At 48.6% G+C, this 19,399-nt stretch carries 15 protein-coding genes; 13 read left to right on the forward strand and 2 right to left on the reverse strand.

The window, feature by feature from the left end; genetic code table 11:
• Positions 1-27: 27 nt before the first annotated feature.
• Positions 28-582: a recombinase family protein gene (locus D9734_RS21840; RefSeq protein ID WP_130210525.1), complete on the reverse strand. Its 555-nt coding sequence runs from the start codon at positions 580-582 to the stop codon at positions 28-30.
• Positions 583-672: 90 nt separating this feature from the next.
• Between D9734_RS21840 and D9734_RS21845 the strand changes: the two genes are divergently transcribed.
• The 11 genes from D9734_RS21845 (at position 673) to D9734_RS21900 (ending at position 11,115) form a co-directional block, all read left to right on the forward strand.
• Positions 673-999, forward strand: coding sequence for a holin (locus D9734_RS21845; protein WP_130210527.1), 327 nt, complete (start codon positions 673-675; stop codon positions 997-999).
• Entirely contained in the window at positions 999-1,445 is a 447-nt protein-coding gene (locus tag D9734_RS21850; protein ID WP_110459104.1) for a lysis protein, read from the forward strand. Before D9734_RS21845 ends, D9734_RS21850 begins: the two co-directional genes overlap by 1 nt.
• A complete protein-coding gene (locus D9734_RS21855; protein ID WP_130210529.1) occupies positions 1,435-2,052 on the forward strand; it encodes a hypothetical protein in 618 nt (205 codons plus the stop codon). The genes D9734_RS21850 and D9734_RS21855 overlap by 11 nt, the downstream gene beginning before the upstream one ends.
• A complete protein-coding gene (locus tag D9734_RS21860) occupies positions 2,049-3,998 on the forward strand; it encodes a head protein (RefSeq protein WP_130210531.1) in 1,950 nt (649 codons plus the stop codon). Before D9734_RS21855 ends, D9734_RS21860 begins: the two co-directional genes overlap by 4 nt.
• Positions 3,998-4,366 (forward strand): hypothetical protein, encoded by a 369-nt coding sequence (locus D9734_RS21865; protein ID WP_097290487.1) that lies wholly within the window; start codon positions 3,998-4,000, stop codon positions 4,364-4,366. Before D9734_RS21860 ends, D9734_RS21865 begins: the two co-directional genes overlap by 1 nt.
• Before the next feature lie 94 nt (positions 4,367-4,460).
• On the forward strand, positions 4,461-5,846 hold the full coding sequence (locus D9734_RS21870) for a hypothetical protein (RefSeq protein ID WP_130210533.1): 1,386 nt from the start codon (positions 4,461-4,463) through the stop codon (positions 5,844-5,846).
• Positions 5,847-5,910: 64 nt separating this feature from the next.
• Positions 5,911-7,593, forward strand: coding sequence for a portal protein (locus D9734_RS21880; RefSeq protein ID WP_205712828.1), 1,683 nt, complete (start codon positions 5,911-5,913; stop codon positions 7,591-7,593).
• Positions 7,594-7,606: 13 nt separating this feature from the next.
• The gene (locus tag D9734_RS21885) at positions 7,607-8,605 is read left to right on the forward strand and encodes a head processing protein (protein ID WP_130210537.1); all 999 of its coding nucleotides are present in this window, start codon (positions 7,607-7,609) and stop codon (positions 8,603-8,605) included.
• Positions 8,606-8,805: 200 nt separating this feature from the next.
• Positions 8,806-9,768, forward strand: a complete 963-nt coding sequence (locus D9734_RS21890) for a lytic replication protein (RefSeq protein WP_130210539.1) — start codon at positions 8,806-8,808, stop codon at positions 9,766-9,768.
• Positions 9,769-10,183: 415 nt separating this feature from the next.
• On the forward strand, positions 10,184-10,408 hold the full coding sequence (locus tag D9734_RS21895; protein WP_130210541.1) for a host cell division inhibitor Icd-like protein: 225 nt from the start codon (positions 10,184-10,186) through the stop codon (positions 10,406-10,408).
• On the forward strand, positions 10,408-11,115 hold the full coding sequence (locus D9734_RS21900; protein WP_130210543.1) for a Rha family transcriptional regulator: 708 nt from the start codon (positions 10,408-10,410) through the stop codon (positions 11,113-11,115). The genes D9734_RS21895 and D9734_RS21900 overlap by 1 nt, the downstream gene beginning before the upstream one ends.
• A 229-nt stretch (positions 11,116-11,344) precedes the next feature.
• Here D9734_RS21900 and D9734_RS21910 read toward each other — a convergent pair whose 3' ends face one another.
• Positions 11,345-11,830, reverse strand: a complete 486-nt coding sequence (locus tag D9734_RS21910) for a TIGR02594 family protein (RefSeq protein WP_130210547.1) — start codon at positions 11,828-11,830, stop codon at positions 11,345-11,347.
• A 234-nt stretch (positions 11,831-12,064) separates the two neighbouring features.
• On the opposite strand from D9734_RS21910, the gene D9734_RS21915 reads away from it, so the two are divergent.
• On the forward strand, positions 12,065-12,436 hold the full coding sequence (locus D9734_RS21915; RefSeq protein WP_085452312.1) for a hypothetical protein: 372 nt from the start codon (positions 12,065-12,067) through the stop codon (positions 12,434-12,436).
• A 94-nt stretch (positions 12,437-12,530) separates the two neighbouring features.
• Positions 12,531-19,367: an SNF2-related protein gene (locus D9734_RS21920; RefSeq protein ID WP_130210549.1), complete on the forward strand. Its 6,837-nt coding sequence runs from the start codon at positions 12,531-12,533 to the stop codon at positions 19,365-19,367.
• Positions 19,368-19,399 lie beyond the last annotated feature (32 nt).

Here is a 19,399-nt window from a genome sequence, read left to right on the forward strand (position 1 = left end):
CGAGTTCTCTTAAACCAAGGTTTAAGATTAAAAGGATGATGCCGGAAACTTTTTATAAAGCGTGGATACAGCAACATCATAGATAATTGCAATCTGCTTACGTGAGATGCCATTTTCCAGTAAACGGCGCATTTGCTGCCATGTTTCCTCTGGATATTTAGGCCGACGGCCTCCTATTCGGCCCTCTGCGCGAGCTGCATCAAGCCCGGCGCGAGTGCGCTCAATGATTAGTTCGCGCTCCATTTCAGCCAAGGCACCCATAACATGGAAGAAAAAACGCCCCATTGGTGTGCTGGTATCGATGGAATCAGTGAGACTACGGAAATTAATGCCTCTGTCACGCAACTCTTCAACCAGCACAACCAGGTGGCGCATACTGCGCCCAAGCCTATCCAGCTTCCAGACAACCAAAGTATCTCCTTCCGATAGTGTGCGTAGAACCTTTTTTAAACCAGGTCGATCGGCATTTTTCCCACTCGCCTTGTCCTCGAAAATTAGCTCACATCCTGCGCATTCAAGCGCATTTCTCTGTAAGGCGGTGTTTTGGTCATTTGTTGATACGCGGATGTAACCAATAAGCATGTGCCTCCCCTTATATATGAACGGCATTTTAGTTGGGAAATAACAAACTGGATAAGTTTAAGCGGCGTTAAACGTCATTTCTGGAGGGGTATGTTTGCAGATTATGAAAATCTGGCTGTAGCAGTCATAACATCCCTGCTAAGTGGAACCGGTGTATTCCTTCTCGGGGTTAGGGACGGACGTATTTCTGCGTCACTGCTCAATCTCGCGAGTGAATTGTTTACTGCGGTGACTGCCGGGCTTGCGGGGTTTTGGGTGGCGGATAGCTATGAATGGCCTGAAGGCATCATTTACTGCGTTGTTCTGATTGCCAGTAACAACGGTAGTGAAATTTTACAGGGCTTGAAGTCCAGAGCTAGCAACGTTTTGAATCTCTTAAGCGTAATAGCGAATGGGGGAAAAGGTGGAGAGAAATAATGGGTAACTTTGGGAATTATTTCATTTTTATCATGGCGTTTGTTGCCATCATTGACCGTTTCATTTTTCGTCGCAAGAGTGTTGAAATTTTGAGTATTGGTGACGCTGTAGTGAAAGAATCTGCTATCGCATTTCCTGTTTCGCTACGTGTTAAGCGAAGCTGGGTTAGCAATGCTCAAATCGAATATTGGCTGCAAGACCTGAAAAATCCATCTGTGGTTATTTCAGGGAAAACGCGACCAGTTGACGCTTCAAAACGCGGGGAGAGAGAAGAGTATTTGCTCATTGATACGAAATATCTTGAGCCAACGAAGTGGGATCTGAAAGTCACATTGACTAACGGTAACTGCCGACTGAATCCGCTTTATCGCATTTTCCCTATCAATGACTGCATAGAGCGCCAGTTTACGATCGAAAAACGTGAAGGAGACTGGAATGTCGAATAAGGCTAATTATGTTCTTCTTAATTATGATGAGTTAAACGAAAAGGGACTGGCAAAACTCGTCAAAGAAATCAGCAAAGGTGGTTACAAGATAGCGAGGGTGATCCCTGCCAGCAATGGCAGGAAGAAAGATGGGATCATGACACGCACGTTTACCCTTGTTGGTATTGATGAACAGACAATGGAAGTCCAGGTTAACGATACCGGAGATATATCTGGGATAAAACTGAACGGTAAAACAGTACCGTTCAAGCCAGTAAAAACAATGGCGGCTTTGGGGCAGTCTCTCGCGGCTTTATTTAATCGCGGAGCAACATCTTTCCAGAAATCATTAGCTCGAAAACTTGCTCGTGCAGCAAAAAATATTGATGAAGGAAATAAGAAGCGACAAGGGGTTAAATCCAACGCTCAGAAGTTAGCTGAAGCGAAAGAATCACGTGATGCGCTTCGTGAAGATATCGCTAATGCTAACGACAAACTGGCTAAGATCCAAAGCAAGTCAGACAAGGCAATGCAAGATGCGGATAACGTTAAAGCGGCATTGTCTCAGGAACAAGCTAAGACGCGTGCGCTTAAAGAAGAAATCGCGCGTCTGGAGGATGAAGCATGATTAAGAATCCCATACGGATCAATATTCAATCTACTTTCGCTGATACGATTCCCGGTTATACACCGAGCCGCTGGTCTTCGGAGGATTTAAGTGAAGATGATCTGATTTTTGAAGCGGCTACATTAGAAGATATCGAGCTTGCCTATATGGGCAATGAAATTCTTGTTGTGTCCGACGAAGCTATGTTTGAGGCCATTACTACGACCAGAATTAGGCTTGCACAAACAATGCGGGCTTTCGTGCGTGCGCTAAATCGTGGCTTGAATGGAACGAATATATCAGCAGGAACTGATGAAGCCGGGGCGGATGAAAATGGTCGGAATTGTATTGGCGGAGCAATTATCGGGCGTGTTCGTCGCGTAGCTAATATTCCTGTTTTAACAGCACAGATACCACTGACTGATGGGCAAAGCACAAGTATCATCTTCCACTCTCCAACCGCCGATGGCGCGAAAATCAAGAGTAATGATGAACTGGTTGCATTTCAGTTTTTACTTAATAAGCGTAACGTAACTCACGTTGTTGCCCCGATCGGCGGGAGAGATGTTTCTTTAAGCCAGGTTTGCCAGGCGCTTTCTAATTTGATTGAGCGTAACAGCGCAAAATTCAAGAAGGCAAAAGAGCGACAGGACAAAATGAAGGCGGATATTGAGAGTTATCTCAATGAAGCTGATAAGCTGGCTGAAGAACGGTCAATGATGATTGAGCGGGTGGAAGTAGCGCAGCGTGGACTGACAGAAAAGCGCAATGCCCTCGCGGAAATGCAGAAACAACTTGATGCACAGAAAGTCCTTAACGCAGAGTTGCAGGAAAAACGAGATAAGTTGCTGTCTTATAAAAAGAATAAAGCAAAAGAAAGAACTTTTAATGACCAACTTCGACACGTAAAACATAACCTTGCCACTGATGGTAAAACTACGCTGGATAACGGCGCTGTTGTAAATTATGTGACGTTAGATGGTGATAGCTTCGTTACGATCGCGGCACCAGAAGGTAATTTCAGTATTGATGTCGGTGACGTCAAAGGTGGCAGCCTGGCAGACGCGGCAACCAAACTACTTAAAGCCTATCGAGAACATAATGCTGATAAATACAAAGTAGATGTGTTGCCAGGACAGCCGGAGCCAACTGTTCAGTCACAGCCAGAATTACAACAAGATTCTGATCCACAACCAGCATCTCCGCAAGATACTCAGCATGTAGGCAAATACCGCTATGCTCTTCAATCGCGCCCGGCGGGGGTTGGTGCGGTGCCGGATGGAAATACAGCCGTGCTTGACCGTCCCGACCAGGCTGACCCGTATTACGAGTATGCTCGTTACGGGATCATTACGTATGACCGTAAACTGACAGATGAAGAAGTCAGTCAGTATGAATTACGCTATCTACCTGATGACGATGAACTGAAAAATATGGCGGGGGAACTGGTTGCGTCCAGCATGGCAAAACACATTGATGGCTATGTAGACCTGTTTGGCAGTGACTTGAAAACATTCAAGGCGCAAGTAAAAATTCTTTTCCGCAAAGAGTTTCCGAACGTGGCTTATCCGCTTGGTGATGGGGAGAACCTTTTCATTATGGACGTATATAACGCCCTTCAAAATCATTCAAACGAAGCAACGCCAGAGCCTGAATTAGCACCTGTAGTTGAGCCAGAATCACACCCACAAACAGAACCAGAGCAACAGCCAACGCCGGAAGATGCTGGAGAAGCGGCAACTGAAGCTGATCAGGAAGCAGATAAAGCGTTGGAGTACCTTAAATCCGTCCCGGTGCAGTTTACATCCCGCGATCTGACGGTAATCAGTGCCGAACTTGACCATGTGCAGGAAGCTGCAAACGCTCTTATCAGTGCTGGTCGATACGACGAGAACGAATCAACGGTTGGCGCAGCAGTTGACTACCTGATCAACATTCTGGCTGAAATTCAGCAGGGAGGTGCTTAATGACTATCTCTGTTTTAGACCGTCTGAAATTGGGTAAAGAGCTATCAGATTTAATGCAGGCGCAGAAAACCGCGCCAGTATTACAACGCGTCGCAATTGGTAAGCAGATTGTTGATCTGATGCTTAAGCTGGGGCTGGGTGCTGCCGCTCAACCGATATCGGAACCGCAACCACAGTCTGATCCTGTTGCAGATGAAGTTCCTAAGATAGTGACTGACTTCTTGGGCGGTGTGTTCACAAAGTCGACACAAATGGAATTTATTGATGCGCTGCGTGGGATCTCAAACTATGTTGGCGAGTTCCTTACGTTGGAGCAGGCTAAAGAGCAGACCATCGGTTGGGTTAAAGCCAACGGATATGCCGGGTAATCAAAAGGGGCTGAAATGCCCCTTTCACTTATCTGTTCTCACATAAATCACACACTTTTTACACTTCCAGCTTTCTCTATAGGGGGAGTGTATTTTGAACAAGTCAGTTACTTCTGCGCTTTCCGAGGCCGCAGACATTAACAGCGTCATTGCTCTGGTTTCTTCATTAGAGAGGAAGGAAACACGCCTGGGGCGAAGTAGCTACGTAGTCACCAGCAAAGGCGCAGAGGTAAAGACAGCTTTTAAGGTTGTTGATGCCAGTAGCCTAATCATTTCGAATAACCTTGACGGTACGATTAACACTGCATTCCCGGAAGAACTCCAGCCACGTGATCGTACACGTCTATCTAGCAAACTTCAGGTTAACCGTATTGCCTCCAATTTACGCCCAGCACAATTAACGGATTCAGGAATGAGTAGCCACGGAGCGCCAATAGTTGGGCCTGACAACGTTGTTGAATCTGGTAATGGAAGGAGTATGGGGATCTGGCGCGCCTATGAGCAAGGACAGGCAGATGAATATCGCCAGTACCTGATCGACCATGCGAAAGAGTTTGGTCTGAATCCTGACGAAATTTCGCAAATGTCTATGCCCGTACTGGTGCGTGAAAGACTCACTGATGTAGATCGTGCGCAGTTCGCTCGCGATTCCAACATAAGTGATCTGCAAGAGATGGCGGCGAGTGAGAAAGCGTATGCTGATGCGCAATTCCTCACTGAGAGCGTCATGGCGCTATTTAATCCTTCAGAAGATGGAAATCTACTGGCGCGGTCCAATGATGCTTTTATTCGTGCGTTTTTGCGCGAAATAGGCGATACCGCGACGGCGGGTTTGCTTACTGCCGATGGGCGCCCTACGAAACAGCTGATCGACCGCATCCAGAATGCGATTTTTGCCAAAGCCTACAAAGATGAGCGACTGGTCCGGTTGGTGGCGGAAGAGCCAGATCCGGAAATGCGTAACATCCTGACCGCACTCAATACGGCAGCCAGCGATTTTGCGCAAATGCAGTCGCTGTCTGGCGACGTTCACCATGACGCCGTAACTGGTTTAGTGGACGGTATAGAGCAGGTTAACGGTCTGGATACACAGGCAATTGCGGCACTCCAGGAAGCAATCAATCTTGTTCGTGAAGCCAAAGACAACGGTCAGGCCGTTGAAGAAGTGATCGCCCAAAGGGGGTTATTCGGCGACAGCACGCCAGAAGCAGAGGCGTTGGCGCTATTCATCGTAGCAAATAATCGTAGCGCGAAGCGTATGGGGGCAGCATTCAAAAAAATGGCGCAAAAAATCAACGACGAGCTGATTCATAAACAACAGGCGCTTGGCGATATGTTCGGTGGTGAAGAAGTCGATTTGCGCAGTATTTTGTCTGTTGTTTCTGATGAAATTGAGGCTGAGTTTGGTGAAGGGAAAGGTCTGAACTTTGCTATGTTCGAAAATTCTACAGCCCTAAATAATTGCAGTACGGAAAACTAAACCAACCGCTGAAATCACATACTGATTATGCTGCCGCGAAACTGGAAACAATTCGCGGTGATTCATGGCAACGAAAGACAAAAACAAAGGTTTTCTGTCGGCATTGAAGAAAGCCTTCAACGGTGGTGATGTTACGCCCGCCGATCCGGTCGTTTTTACGAGCGGGCATAGTGTCGTTGCTCGTTCCGGCCTGTCCGCTTTACGTCCAGGCATCCTGGGGGGCAACAGCGATGGCATGACGAGTGCAGCAGATTCAATTTCTTTATCCGCTGAACTGCCCGGCGAGCGCCTGCAAAAGTACAACATCCTGGAAACGATGGCTAAAAGCCCGACTATCTCGACGGCTTTAAACATTCACATTGCACATGCGCTTGCGCCTTCAAAAAAAACCGGGCTGGCATTCACGCTTTCGCCAAAAGATGGTTCCGATGCCGAGGCGGTAAGTAGATGTGAAGAGTTAACCGCAGATTTAGGGGCGATGATTAATGACGGTCTGCCTTCATGGGCCATGATTATGGCGATCTTTGGGGTGTCTTATGTCCGACCTTATGCTGAACAGGGCAGAGGGATAACTGGCATTGAATCCAGTTATTACACTCTTCCACACTTCGTCCAGGAATTTTATCGCGGTAGCCAGCTGGTCGGTTTCAGTGGTGATTACATTCTGGATACGCATAGTTTGCGCAGGGTAATAACCGAACCGTGGAATCTTGTTTCCATGAAAAACCCGTATTGGACGCCGCAGCATAAGGTTATTCCGGTTAGCTACGGTACAAAAGGGTATTCACTGTTAAGTGATCAGGCTGATAAGCCGTTAATGGAGACGCAGAATTACGGAACTTCATTCCTGGAATACAGTTATGAACCCTACCTGAATTTATGTGCTGCGCTCGCCGCGCTGAAATCAACTCGAAATAATGCAGCCAAAATTGACCGTCTGATTGCTCTTACGACGAACACACTGGACCCAGTTAATGCGGCTAACTATACGCGTGGCGTCAGCCAGGCATTGAAGCGTCATAGTGACCTGGTGGCACAAAGATCGATTAATGCCAACGCTATTCCTACGGTGCTTAACCATCTGATACCAGTTATGGGCGATGGGAAGAACGGCATCACTATTGATACGCAGTCTATACCCGCAGATATCAGCGGAATTGAAGACGTTATGTTTCATCTTCGTCAGTTAGCGGCCAGTTTAGGCATTGACGCCACGATGCTCGGTTGGGCAGATCAAATGAGTGGCGGGCTTGGAGAGGGAGGATGGCAACAAACTGCTATCCAAGCTGCATTACGTGCGAACTGGATCAGACAGGCCGCCCAGCGAACTATTTATCGGCTTCATGACATTCACCTCGCCTACAAATACGGGAAGGTTTACACCGAAACAAACCGCCCGTATGACGTGCAATTCAACTCAATGAACACGGCTATCCAGGAGGAAGAAAACCGAGAACTGGATGCGCGCGCCAACTTTGTAGCTGTCATCTCGCAAATTATGGACCAGGTCCAGAACAACCCGAAACTGGCTGGTAGCGACGCGTTTATGCGCTATCTGTTCACCGAACAGCTGCACATCGACGATGACACTCTCAATACCATGATCAAAGAGTTTAAGGCGAATGAATCAGAGCAAAACAACGAGCATGGCATGTACGAATCCGCGCCGTTGTCGTCAGGCGACAATCCAGAAAACTGGACGCTAGAGCAGTTAATCAACTTTGCAAAATTTGTGATGAGCAATTAACCGGAGGGAAATAATGCAATCACTGAACACTGTTACGGATCGCTTCTCCCTGGTAGAGAAAATCCGCAAACACACACCGCAGAACAATCGAAATTACGTTATTCAGTCGGTGCGAGACACATTCAACTCCCCAGAAACAAAAGAGCGTATCGCACTTGGTGAGATGTATGGCTATTACGGACATGGTCGCCGGGCGATGCACTATAACAAAACGAAAAGCCTGAACCTGCCGGAAGTCTCTGTTGTGATGGTTGATGGGAAACCTGTTGTATTGGAGAACGTGCCATCAAACAGGACTATCGACATTTCGATTGACGACAACGGCATTGTTACCCATACGCAGGAAATACTGGATACAGACACCGGGCGTATTGTACAGGGAATGATTAATTCTGGTGCGGGTGGTTGGTCGTGGGCTACATCTGGCCCAGATTCATCTGTATCTCTGGTAAAGTCTTTTCACGGCTTTGATTACGTAACTGTGCCTAACTATATCAGTCTGGACAAGAAAAGCCTGATGCTGGAATCAGCAGAAGAGCGCGACGCGGCTATTCATGCGGCACTTATCGAACAAGGTTTTACCGATAACGCGGCTACGGATCTTGTTCACCACTTTTCAGCAATGAAGAATCAGCAGGCTATTTTCGAGTCAGCACAGCGTGAAGCCCTTGAGTCAGAATTGATGCTCCTTGAAGTGGAAAATATGCAACTTCGCGACAAATTACGCAACCAGGCCGAAATGATGGAAAGCCAAGGCGAAGATGCGAAGAAATGCCGTAGGATTTTGCGTGATGCTATCCAGGAAATGCCTGTTTTTATCAGCGCAGAACAGCGCCGGGCGCTCTGCCGTATGCAGTCTGAAGATGATGCTCGCATAGTGGCTGCGATGCTTGAATCTCTGGGGGCAAATGCGACTTATGGCTTGCCGATATCAGGCAAGAAAGAGCCGGAGTTATCGCCGAAGGAGAGCAAAAATACTACCCCATTACTCTTCGTTTCGCGACGGGCATAACTGCCATATGAAATTAAATTTCTAACATAGTGTATTTATATACACTGTTGATCCTGTCCGATGTGATCGAGTAGGATCGCGGTCACTGCTCCGGTAGCGACTGCCAAAAAAAAGCAAAAGCCGCTGAGAAGCGGCTTTTTGGTGTATAAATCTACGGACATAGATTTATACGGTAGATAGATTTTTCACGGAACTATCTGGTGAATATTTTAAATTCAGTTTCAGTAACTTTCAACACTTCTGAGTATAAAAACAACACTGAATACCACAAAAAAATCAAAGGTCATCAGTTGAGTTTTTTTGCTCGCCACTGTGGTTTTCTTTCCCCTTCACATAGCGCCATTATTGCCGAGTTCGCCAACCTGGCAGGGGCTACCGATGAATACATGATCCGTCGCTCATATGCCGATATGTCAGATATTACGGGACGCAGTATTTCAACTGTACGCCGGGCATTTGCTGAAGCGACGAAGTGTGGAATGCTTGTTAAACAACACCAGGTGGCGAATAACAATGCCCAGGTTTGTAACGTATATCGGTTTACAACACAATTTCTCCACTTCATTCATGTTGCAATGGAGATCGGGGGTAAGCAGGGCATTAAATTTGCCAACGCAACAAAACTGGTTAAGCAGTTGATTTCAAAGGTTCGTTATTTTTTTGAAACTGGGAACCCCCTGTTCAAATTGAACAAGTCCCCCCATGTTCAAAATGAACAGCCAATAGAAAATAAGAGTAAACCCATAACCAAAAGAAGAGAAAGATCATGCGCGGTTCAGCCGAAGGCTTCACCAGCAGATAGTTCTCAAGCGGGTAATGGCTTACTGGATAAAAAACCAGTGATTAGAGAAGAGCATGTCAACCACAGCCTGGCTGCGGCAAAAGCGAGAGCTGCAAAGCGTCGTTCAGACGAGGGCTATGCAAAACAACAGGCTCTGTATCGTACCGCTGAAAAGCTGGCAAAAAAATTTGCATGGATACGTAATGCAGCTGCCGCAGTGAATAAGCCCAAACCATCCAGTGCTCTGGATTTCTCTATGGATTATTCTGGCTATCAGGGATGTAAAACAGTTGCTGAAGCCTTTGAACTGATGAAACAGCGTGGCTATCAGTCTGAATTTGACCGTGAAGATTGGTCAGTTCCAGCGGGCTTCAGAGGATGACTCGCGAGTGCCTACAAAATATCCCAATGACCGGAAAATGTTCGCTCGGAAATTTGTGTTAGAAAATTAATTTGCTGTTGCTAAATCGCAATGTATGATCTGCATCATCGACTGAAATCATCCATTGCTGAAATTTTTAGTTGATCTTCCTAATGTTCAGGCTTATATTCACGTCGTCGTAGCAAATTCTGCGACCAGGTTTGACAGCCTGAATGTTAGTGCGGACAACCGCAGATTTCCGATATTGCGGTATTTTTGTGTCCGTAAACCGCGTTACGCCCGAATTATGGTGGGGCGTGATGGGGAGGCTTCGGCCTGCTGGTTTCACTAACGCCAGTCTGTCAACCCTGTCACGTCCTGCCACCTGTTTGACAGCGGGTAGCAGGTTGTTAAACCTGTTAGTGAGGCCGTAACTATGGTTAATGCCAATCCTTGCTCACGTCCAGAATTCATCTGGCGTTTCCACTCCCTGCAAAAACACTGCGATCACTTCGCAATTGCCGCAACCGAAAAAGAAGCCCGTTCTCTGATCCCTGATCAGTATGGTGTTCTTACTGGTCGTTTCTCTACTTCCCAACAACCAAACACTAATCCCTGGTATCGCAATATTACCAATCCCGGCATTGCGGAGGCACACTGATGGATATCTGCATTCTTGAAAAGCCATCAATGACCAGCATTGAGATCGCGGAGCTGGTGGGAAGTCGTCCAGATAACGTAAAAATATCAATAGAGCGCCTGGCTAAATCTGGAGTTATTCAACTTCCTGCATTGCAGGTTTTCGAAAAAATCAATAACTTAGGACTACGCCGTAGTGTCGAGGCTTACGTCTTCGAAGGCGAGCAAGGCAAACGAGACAGCATTATTGTCGTTGCGCAGCTCTCTCCCGAATTCACCGCCCGGCTGGTGGACCGCTGGCGCGAACTGGAAGAACAAGCACGCCAGCCGTTGACCGAAATAGAGATGATCGCCGCAATGGCTGCAAATGCAGTTCAGCAACAAAAGCGGCTTCATGTTGTTGAGTCAAAGGTTAGCCAGGTGGTAGAAACCGTCGAGCAAATCAAGAAGGGCAACATGCCAGATGGTTACATTGGCTACCGCCAGCTGGCGGCGAAATGTGGCCTGACCGAAGCCAAATGTCGCAACCTGGTTAACGCTTACCGGATTCCCACCGATACGCATGAGTTTTTAACGCCAGAGGGGATATTGTCGCGTCGTTCTATTGTGGCCTTATTTCCCTTTATGAACGCTTTTACCCTGATGATGTCGGAGGCCGAGCGCCGCGGGAAACGCTGGTATCACCCAAGAATGGGCCAATTCCAGGTGATCGGTTGGGGAGGTGAGTGATGGACATCATGCAGGCGGTAAAAAATATCAGGGAAGGACGGGCTGAAGTGTGCCGCCGCAAAGCATGGAATATTGGTGTATGGGCATGGCCTGATAATTGCTCTACAACCGGATGGTTTTGTATTAACGGACACCAGATCCGGGAAGTTGATTTATCGACGGCTGATATAGTCGGTAATGATTGGATCGCGACTTGAAGCGTGATGCCCCGGCCTGGCCGGGGCTTTTTTCATGCCTCATTGGTTGAGGTTGCTGCATCTCCGACTGGTAACAGAGCTGTATTGCGTGGCTCGCCAGCAGGCCAGCGATAGCCCGACACTCTTGATGTCGGGAATGCACGAATATTCACCGCATCCCCCTGGTTCCCACCCAGGACAAGCAGATCGCCATTGGCGCGGCGTCCGACGATGAAGCCTACATGCCCACCGCCTACGCGGGTAAATACAACGATACATCCGTATGCTGGTGTATCCAGTTTCTCGCCCCAATCCAGATAGGATTTTGCCGACTCAAATCTTGTTGAGCGGATACCCACACGCTCTAACATTGCGCCAACAAATGCTGCGCACCACGGAGTTTCATCGTCTTTAATTCCGCCGCGTTTAATATCCCTCCAGAACTGGACGATTTCTGGATTGTGTTTAGCCCCTTTGATTTCAGTCAGGCCAATATGTTTACGGGCTTCCATCAGCCAACGAGGATCGGAACTTACCATAACTACCCCTCTGATTAACAAACGAACATAAACTATGGGGAGTATGTGATTTTCATGGCAGCAATTTTCTTATCCCGGTACGCCCATAAGCCTTCCTTGTCCGTGGCATGTTGAGTGTTAACCGTATACTGAATGTTTGAGCTTTCTCATTAATTAACTATATGATTTAAATCATAAATGTTGTTACGTTTCTTATTGTAGGATAGAACTGTCCCACAATAAGAGATTGCAAACATGAGACTGACAAGAAGAAAAAAAGAGATACTCAGCTACTTTGAACCGGATAACCGTGAGTGGGTGACAATGGAGATTGGATCGCCTCCGTTTGATGTGTCCGGGGTGGCTTACTTGCTGCATAGTACGGATGCAATCGACAAACAGTATTATCTCGAATCAACAAGGCGAACACTTGAGGCTATGGTGCGTGATGGCCTGCTTGAACGGGTAAAATCGTATGAGAGGCGACAGAACAGGACTCAGAGCGGTTGTGGCGATGGTGTTCGTTGTATGGTTGTTCGTTATGGCCTTCCAGGTCAGTGTGCTGTTATGCGAGATGATGCCGGGGGTGAACACGCAATAGACGGTGAGTTCGTTCGTATCGCCTGACCTTTTCCGCTCTTATTCTTCCAAATTAACACACTCCATACCCTTTCAAACCGTACCGCTACAGGCGGATTTAACGGTTTTGAGGGGGCTTCCTTTGGACAAAATAATTGATTCAATTAGCCAGGCCACCAGCATTGGGGCGCTGATTGAAATTGTTAGTCGGTTGCATAAACCGCGATCTGTTGCGACCTTTGGCGTTAAGAAAGTCGATGGTGTCAGCATTCAAAAAACACGGCGGGCAGCAAACAACGCCGCAGTAGAGCTTCTTAATTCCCTTCCGCCCGGATTCGATGGGGCGAAATTAACTGAAGAACAGCGTCAGATTCTCGCCGGGTATACAGGTGAAGGCGGCCTTACTGACGGCGAGGGCAGCCAATACGAATACTACACACCACAGTTTATGGCTGAAGGTATATGGGATCTGTTTGCTGACTACGGTATTGATGGGGGTCATGTACTGGAACCATCAGCTGGCACGGGTATTTTCCAGGAGACAAAACGGCAGGGAATGATAATGACCAGCGCCGAGCTGTCTCCGATCTCCGGTCGAATCAACCAGCTGTTGCACCCGGAAGACGATGTGAACATTGGGGCGTTCGAGGCTCTGGCGGCGAAAGACGCAATGTATGACCACGCTGTTGGTAACGTACCGTTTGGCGAAGGCCGTTCCGGCGTTGCAGGGCTTGATCCGGCATATGCAAACGAGAAGAACGTTGGCAATTACTTTGTGCTGCGCACGATCGACAAGGTTAAACCTGGTGGGCTTATCGTATTGGTGGTGCCGAATGGCATGACTGATGGTACGAAATACAAAAAATTGCGCGATAAAGTCAGCCGTAAAGCGGAATTTTTGGGCGCGCATCGTATGCCTTCCGGTACGTTCAGTGAATCAGGTACAGATACCGTGGTGGACGTATGGGTATTGCGTAAACATCCAGAAGCCTTCCTGGAGATGATCCCCGATACGGACGATTCGACGCTCAAATCGGCAAACGTCCTTTGGGATACCTTTCTCAAAGGGAAATGGTTCACTACGGAAGGAAAACGCTTTGTTTACGGCGATATGGAGCGTACCAGCTTCCGCAATACCCTGGTGGTGAAAAAGGACGGTCGTGTATCCAATGAGTCGATGAAAACCGCGCTATCTCGTCGCTTTGATAGTCGCATCAATTGGGATTTGCTCGGCGTAACTACTCAGGCATGGCAGGGCGCGAAAGTGGGCGATAAACGCCTTGTAGGCGGCATCTGGCATGAGTTTGATGGCCTGAAATGGGTCAAGGACACGACAACCAAATCCTCCGCGCTTGATGTAAGCCGATATGGTGTTTCGACGTTTGGCGATCTGCAGATCGCGTTTCAGTCAACAAATGGCATTCTGGCGTTGTCATGGGACCAGATATCGGCGATCGCGTCCGACTATCCATCGGTTATCAGTGATGAAGTAGCTGCAATGATTCGCTTTGCAGGCAAGCAGCGAGAAAAAGACAGAGAGCGCGTTATGCGCGGCGCACTGATAGGGCAGTTGATCAACAAGGCGCTTGATTTGCGTAACCTGGGGGTGAATGTTGATGACAAACTGGCAGATGCATCCCGCCTGGCGGCAGCAGAAGTTGCGAAGTATGGACCACCGCACGCGATTAAGCTGAATGGGATTGTTGAAGCTGGCGCTAAAAACTGGATGACGTTCACTGGGAACGTGAAACAGGATGGCTCTACTTCGGACCTTCTTGCCGGACGACTTGATGTAACTAATGGCGCATCAGGTATCGACTTTGCTCGCCCGGAACAGGTTGTTACACACCTTTTCAGCGATGTGGCCCTTAATCCGATAACACTGGACGATTTCCGTGAGGCGTTTACTGGCGAACTGCCAGAAGACGACGATGCCGCTCTGGAATACCTGGCTAAATTTGAAGATATCGCTATTGATGGGTATGGCTGCCTGCTACCAATGGACCGCGCCACCAGCGGCGACATTGCAACCAAAACAGCATTGCTGGTGGGCTGGCGTGATGCAGCAACAGGTGAGCAGAAAGCGAACTTTGAGCGCCAGTTGGCGAAAATCGAAGAGAAACGCATTTTCACGCCACTAAATAAAGTCACCGTTAATCTGAATGCCCGCTGGCTGGACCGCCGCTTGATAAAAGAGTTCCTGGCAGAACAGGGCTATGACGAGTTTAAGTACACAGAACCTGATCTGAAGGTCGTCGATGGCATTCTGGTATCCCCGGACGATTACGAAGGTAAGGACGGGGTATTTACTGGCTATCAGCTACGAACCGTAAACGGCAAAAACGGGAATGAGTTCAAGAAGGCCAACAATAAAGACGGCTTCCTGAACCAGTTAGAAAACTACCTGAACGGCGTCAAACCGCGAGGGCAGAACGCTAACGAGTACCTGGATAAGATTGCTCAACTTGAAGTTAGCTTTAACGACTGGTTACGCACTCACCCGCAGGCTGATCAGATAGCCCGCGACTATAACGACGCATTCAATGGCTTCATCCCGTTTACACATTCTGACGCACCGCTTGGCCTGGAAGGGATTAGTGGGAAGCGCATTCCTCTGACTTATCAGAATGAGGAAGTTCGTCGCTTGTCAGAAGATGGGCGCGGCATCATGGGATTTGGCACCGGGCTTGGTAAAACCACGACTGCGCTTGCACTTGAGGCGTATAACTTCGAAACAGGCCGAACTAAACGCACCTGTATTGTTGTCCCGAAAGCGGTTTATCAGAACTGGTATCACGAGGCTCAGAGCTTCTACAGTCCAGAAGCCTTCTCAAATATGATGTTTATCGGGCTTGATGAAGTTCGTGATGACGGCGGCAATATTCTTACCGCGCCAGTGCTTGATGAAAATGGTGAACCACGTCTGGACAGAAACGGTCAGCCTCTTACCCGCAATGTGGTGAAAGAGTCCTCCAGTGCCGTTATCGTTCAGCGCATGAACATGATCCCGTCGTCAAATTGGCGAACGGTCATCATGACAAAAGAACAATTCGCGTCTATCCCGCTACGAGAAAAAACCATCGAGGAGAACTCACAGCAAGCTGTCTTTAATGCTGTTGAAATGGGGCGTCTTGACCTGGCGTCTGGCAAGCACCGTGACGCGCAGAAGAAGAACAAGATTAAGGACCAGGCCGCAAATACCGGGACCACGAAGAAGCAGAATATCCCGTACTTTGAGGATATGAACTTCGATAGCGTGATTGCCGACGAAGGGCATAACTACCGCAACTCATTTAATGCCGGGCGTGAAGCGGGGCAGATGGCATATTTGCCTAACCCGGCAGTATCCAAAATGGCCCGCGACATGGCTGTAAAAGCTGCGTACATGATGAAACGCAACAACGGGCGCGGAGTAGTTATGCTGACGGCAACACCGCTGGTGAACAGTCCGATTGATGCTTTCAACATGCTGTCTACTGTTATTCCGCAGGAAGAGTGGATGCGCATGGGCATTATTACGCCGGATGATTTCGTTCGTGTGTTTGGCAAAACTGCCACCGTTCAGGTCCAGAAAATTTCCGGGGAAGTGGAAGAGAAGCAGGGGCTGGTGGGCTTCCAGAACCTTGATGGTCTGCGTGGTATTTTCCACCGTTGGACCACTCTGAAGACTGCTGCGGATGTTGGAGCGACGGTCAAAATCCCCGACATCATCGAGAATACCTTGCAGATCCCGATGACAGGGGAGCAGGAGGCTGCTTATGAAGAGCTTCGCAAGCGTGCACAAGAATTAAGTCGTAAAGATGCGCTGACAGTCGATGAAAGCGGGCATATCACAAGCGAAAAGCCGGATGACTTCATCTTCTCCATCATCCGCGACATGGATAAGGTTGCTATAGATCCGGATCTGTATGCCAGTGCGATTACATTCCAGTTCCCCGTTGAGCTTGCAGACAAGGTAAAAGCTATTGCTGATGGCCTGCCAAAAGTAGCTGGCGGTAAAGTGGCAGATGATGCAGACGAGGCCGAGGAAGACGGCGCTGGCGGGCTGGTTAGTACGCGTACCAGCAAGGTAGTGAAGACCACCTTTAGTGAACATCCGGCGCATGTTGAAATACGTGCCAGCATTGAACTGGAGGCTGAAATACTGAAGGCCATTGCTGCCGCCGGGATTGATATGCAGCAGGTATCACACCCCATCCCGCCGAAGTATGCCGCGCTGATCGAAAACCTTCGTGAAGGCCTGAAGAACGGTAAACAAATCGTCTTCATTGATGAAAAAGCCCAGCACCAGAAGCTGCGCCGTATTATCGCCAGTGCACTGCAAATGCCGGAGCAGGAGATAGGCATTATCAATGCGACGACCGTTAGCCAGGCTGGCGGCATCAAGCTGAAGAAGGTGAATAAGCCGACCGAACCTACTCCGAATAAAAACGGTGAATACAAAGAAGGGGCATGGGAAACCTACTACAGCAAACTTGCCCAATATGAGGATTATCTCTCAGCTAAAAATGATGCTGGCCTTGAGGGTATGGAAGGCATTGCCGCCGACTATAACGAAGGTCGCACGCGCATCATTATCTGTAACAAGAAGGCTGAAGTAGGTATTAACCTGCATATCGGGACAACCGATATCCACCACCTGACACTACCCTGGACACCAGCCAGTATCGACCAACGAAATGGGCGCGGTGCGCGCGTAGGTTCACCGCAAGAGAAGGTCAATGTTCACTACTATTGTGGCAAAGGCACATTCGACGACTTCCGTCTGGATACGCTGAAACGTAAGAAAGACTGGATCAAGATGGTGATGACCTCCGACATGTCAGAGATCGCCAATGGTGATGCGGATGATGCTGATGAACGCGCCATTATGCTGGCGGCAAACCCGGAAGAACGCCGCGCAATCATGGCTCGCCAGGCGCAAGAGCGTGAAGAACGTCTGAAACTGAAAGCACAGCGCGAGGCCAACAATGCTCTCGATATCTACCTGAAAGCGGCAAACGCCGCCGGAAAAGATATCGGCATGATGGAGACAGAACTGAAAAGCGCGATGGAACAGATAGAGTATTACCAGCGAAATCTTGACGACCTGATAAAAGCGGGTACGAACAGGAATGGGCAAAAATACGCGCTTGAGCAGTTGAGTAGCTACAGAAAACGTGCGCGGGTGCTGCGGTTTGCGATCACCAGGGCAAAAGACGCGGATACCATAATGAAACGCTCTCGTGGTGATGTGGAGCGCGCTATTAAGTCTGGTGTGCTGGATATCAGTATCGATGTTATTCAGAACCCACAGGAATATATGCGCACTGACAAGAATATCCTGTTGCATAAAGGTAGTTATTACCGTGCAGTCATTGATGATCGCGAAACAACAGCGATTGTCCGGGTGGAAAAAATTGACGGTGAAAAAGCACAATACCTCTGCCGTATCGCCTGGCTGGATAGAGCAAGTCGTTACGCTCGATCACCGGGGTCTATCGTTACATTGCCGTTTGACTCTGTGATTGAAGCGGTAACTTTTGAAGAGGGGGTAGCTGAATCGCGCGCAACGGCTGCGCGTGGTGTTCAGTGCCACCAGCTATCAACAATACTTACTCGCGATCAGTTCTATGATGCTATTCGCAATGGGGTAATGAATGTTATTGCTGGTAAACCTGGTAATGCATGGGGCGGTGGGTCAGCTATTAAATACTGGGCATATCGCACAGATGATGGTCAGATCGCGCTGTCATCGGCCTATGATGGCGTGATAGGCCAAAAAATCGGGCGAGCATCGGATATAGCACCTGAGCGATGGATATATCCTGATGGCAACGACGAGGCGCTGAAGCGTGAAGTGGCAAAAATACAAGCCAGTGATAACCCGCTGAATATCGTGGACGGCGAGGGATTCCTCCAGGCATTGTATGGGTATGATTACATCCAGGGAATGCAGGCATGGGGCGCACAGGCAACGATGGATGATGTTGCCCAGGAGTTCGAAAACTGGATGGCTGGGCGTGGTCTGTCAGGTCGCTCGCTTAATAAAGTCACTTCTGAAGATATTCTTAGCTTGTTCCGCAAACCGTCCGGAGAAGGTCTGGAATCATTCTGGAGGACCGTGCTGGCATACCGTTTATTCAAGGGCAGGATGAAAGCCTTTAGCAATATCGATGATATTGAACGGATGTTTAATCAGGTCAAGATCGCGAAAATTAAGACGAAGATCGAAAAGACACGTTCTGCGCTGGTGGCCTGGCGCGATGCATTGTTTGAGCAATATAAATCACTCAGTGATGCAGATGGATGGGCGGCACTGGAACAGTTGGCGAATAATGGGGTAGATGGAGCGAAACTCGCCATAGTCCAGGCTGATAACCCCCTGGAATCACCGGCAGCACAGTGGATTAAGGTGGGTGCTGTCATCAATGCCTTTGATGAAAAACACATCAGTAAGGACGATTTTGCTGATGCTGTTTCCCTTAATCGCCTGGTAGAAATGGCTGTCCGCCGCGCTCGTGAGTTGAAAGACGGTGACTATGTGAATGAGTTGCCAGATGCGCTCAAATCGGCAACGTGGCAAGACTATGTATCGCTGAAAAACGGCGGGGCCACTGAATCAGAGATCGCGGAAAGGCTTGAGCAGGCTGAAAGCAAAAGAGAAGAGCAGGCGGCAGAGGCTGAAGCCAGGGCTGATGAAGCGGCGAATGATGACTATATCATTGTGGTTAATGATAAGCCGATTCGCGCTAAGGCACGTGTTCGCGGGCGCTGGTGGAGTGTCAGCGAGGACGTTGGCGCGGTTTATCTCATTGCCGATCAGCCAGGTTCCTCGACAATACGGAACGCCAAAGACGCCATTAAGAAGATTGGCGGGCGTTTCTGGAATTTTGAAGCAAACCCGGTTGCTGATGTGAACTTTGACCGTCCGGCATGGATGGTATCTACGCGTTACTCGGTAGATGAACTGCGTAAAATAATAACCAACGCGGCCTAACTAATAAGGAGCGGCCCCGGTTGGGGCCGAAT

The organism is Escherichia sp. E14S1, from assembly GCF_004211995.1.
Lineage (GTDB): Bacteria > Pseudomonadota > Gammaproteobacteria > Enterobacterales > Enterobacteriaceae > Escherichia.

Coding starts and splice junctions, on each gene's coding strand:
- D9734_RS21840 (WP_130210525.1), bottom strand. CDS start 582: ATGCTTATTGGTTACATCCGCGTATCAACAAATGACCAAAACACCGCC.
- D9734_RS21845 (WP_130210527.1), top strand. CDS start 673: ATGTTTGCAGATTATGAAAATCTGGCTGTAGCAGTCATAACATCCCTG.
- D9734_RS21850 (WP_110459104.1), top strand. CDS start 999: ATGGGTAACTTTGGGAATTATTTCATTTTTATCATGGCGTTTGTTGCC.
- D9734_RS21855 (WP_130210529.1), top strand. CDS start 1,435: ATGTCGAATAAGGCTAATTATGTTCTTCTTAATTATGATGAGTTAAAC.
- D9734_RS21860 (WP_130210531.1), top strand. CDS start 2,049: ATGATTAAGAATCCCATACGGATCAATATTCAATCTACTTTCGCTGAT.
- D9734_RS21865 (WP_097290487.1), top strand. CDS start 3,998: ATGACTATCTCTGTTTTAGACCGTCTGAAATTGGGTAAAGAGCTATCA.
- D9734_RS21880 (WP_205712828.1), top strand. CDS start 5,911: ATGGCAACGAAAGACAAAAACAAAGGTTTTCTGTCGGCATTGAAGAAA.
- D9734_RS21885 (WP_130210537.1), top strand. CDS start 7,607: ATGCAATCACTGAACACTGTTACGGATCGCTTCTCCCTGGTAGAGAAA.
- D9734_RS21895 (WP_130210541.1), top strand. CDS start 10,184: ATGGTTAATGCCAATCCTTGCTCACGTCCAGAATTCATCTGGCGTTTC.
- D9734_RS21900 (WP_130210543.1), top strand. CDS start 10,408: ATGGATATCTGCATTCTTGAAAAGCCATCAATGACCAGCATTGAGATC.
- D9734_RS21910 (WP_130210547.1), bottom strand. CDS start 11,830: ATGGTAAGTTCCGATCCTCGTTGGCTGATGGAAGCCCGTAAACATATT.
- D9734_RS21915 (WP_085452312.1), top strand. CDS start 12,065: ATGAGACTGACAAGAAGAAAAAAAGAGATACTCAGCTACTTTGAACCG.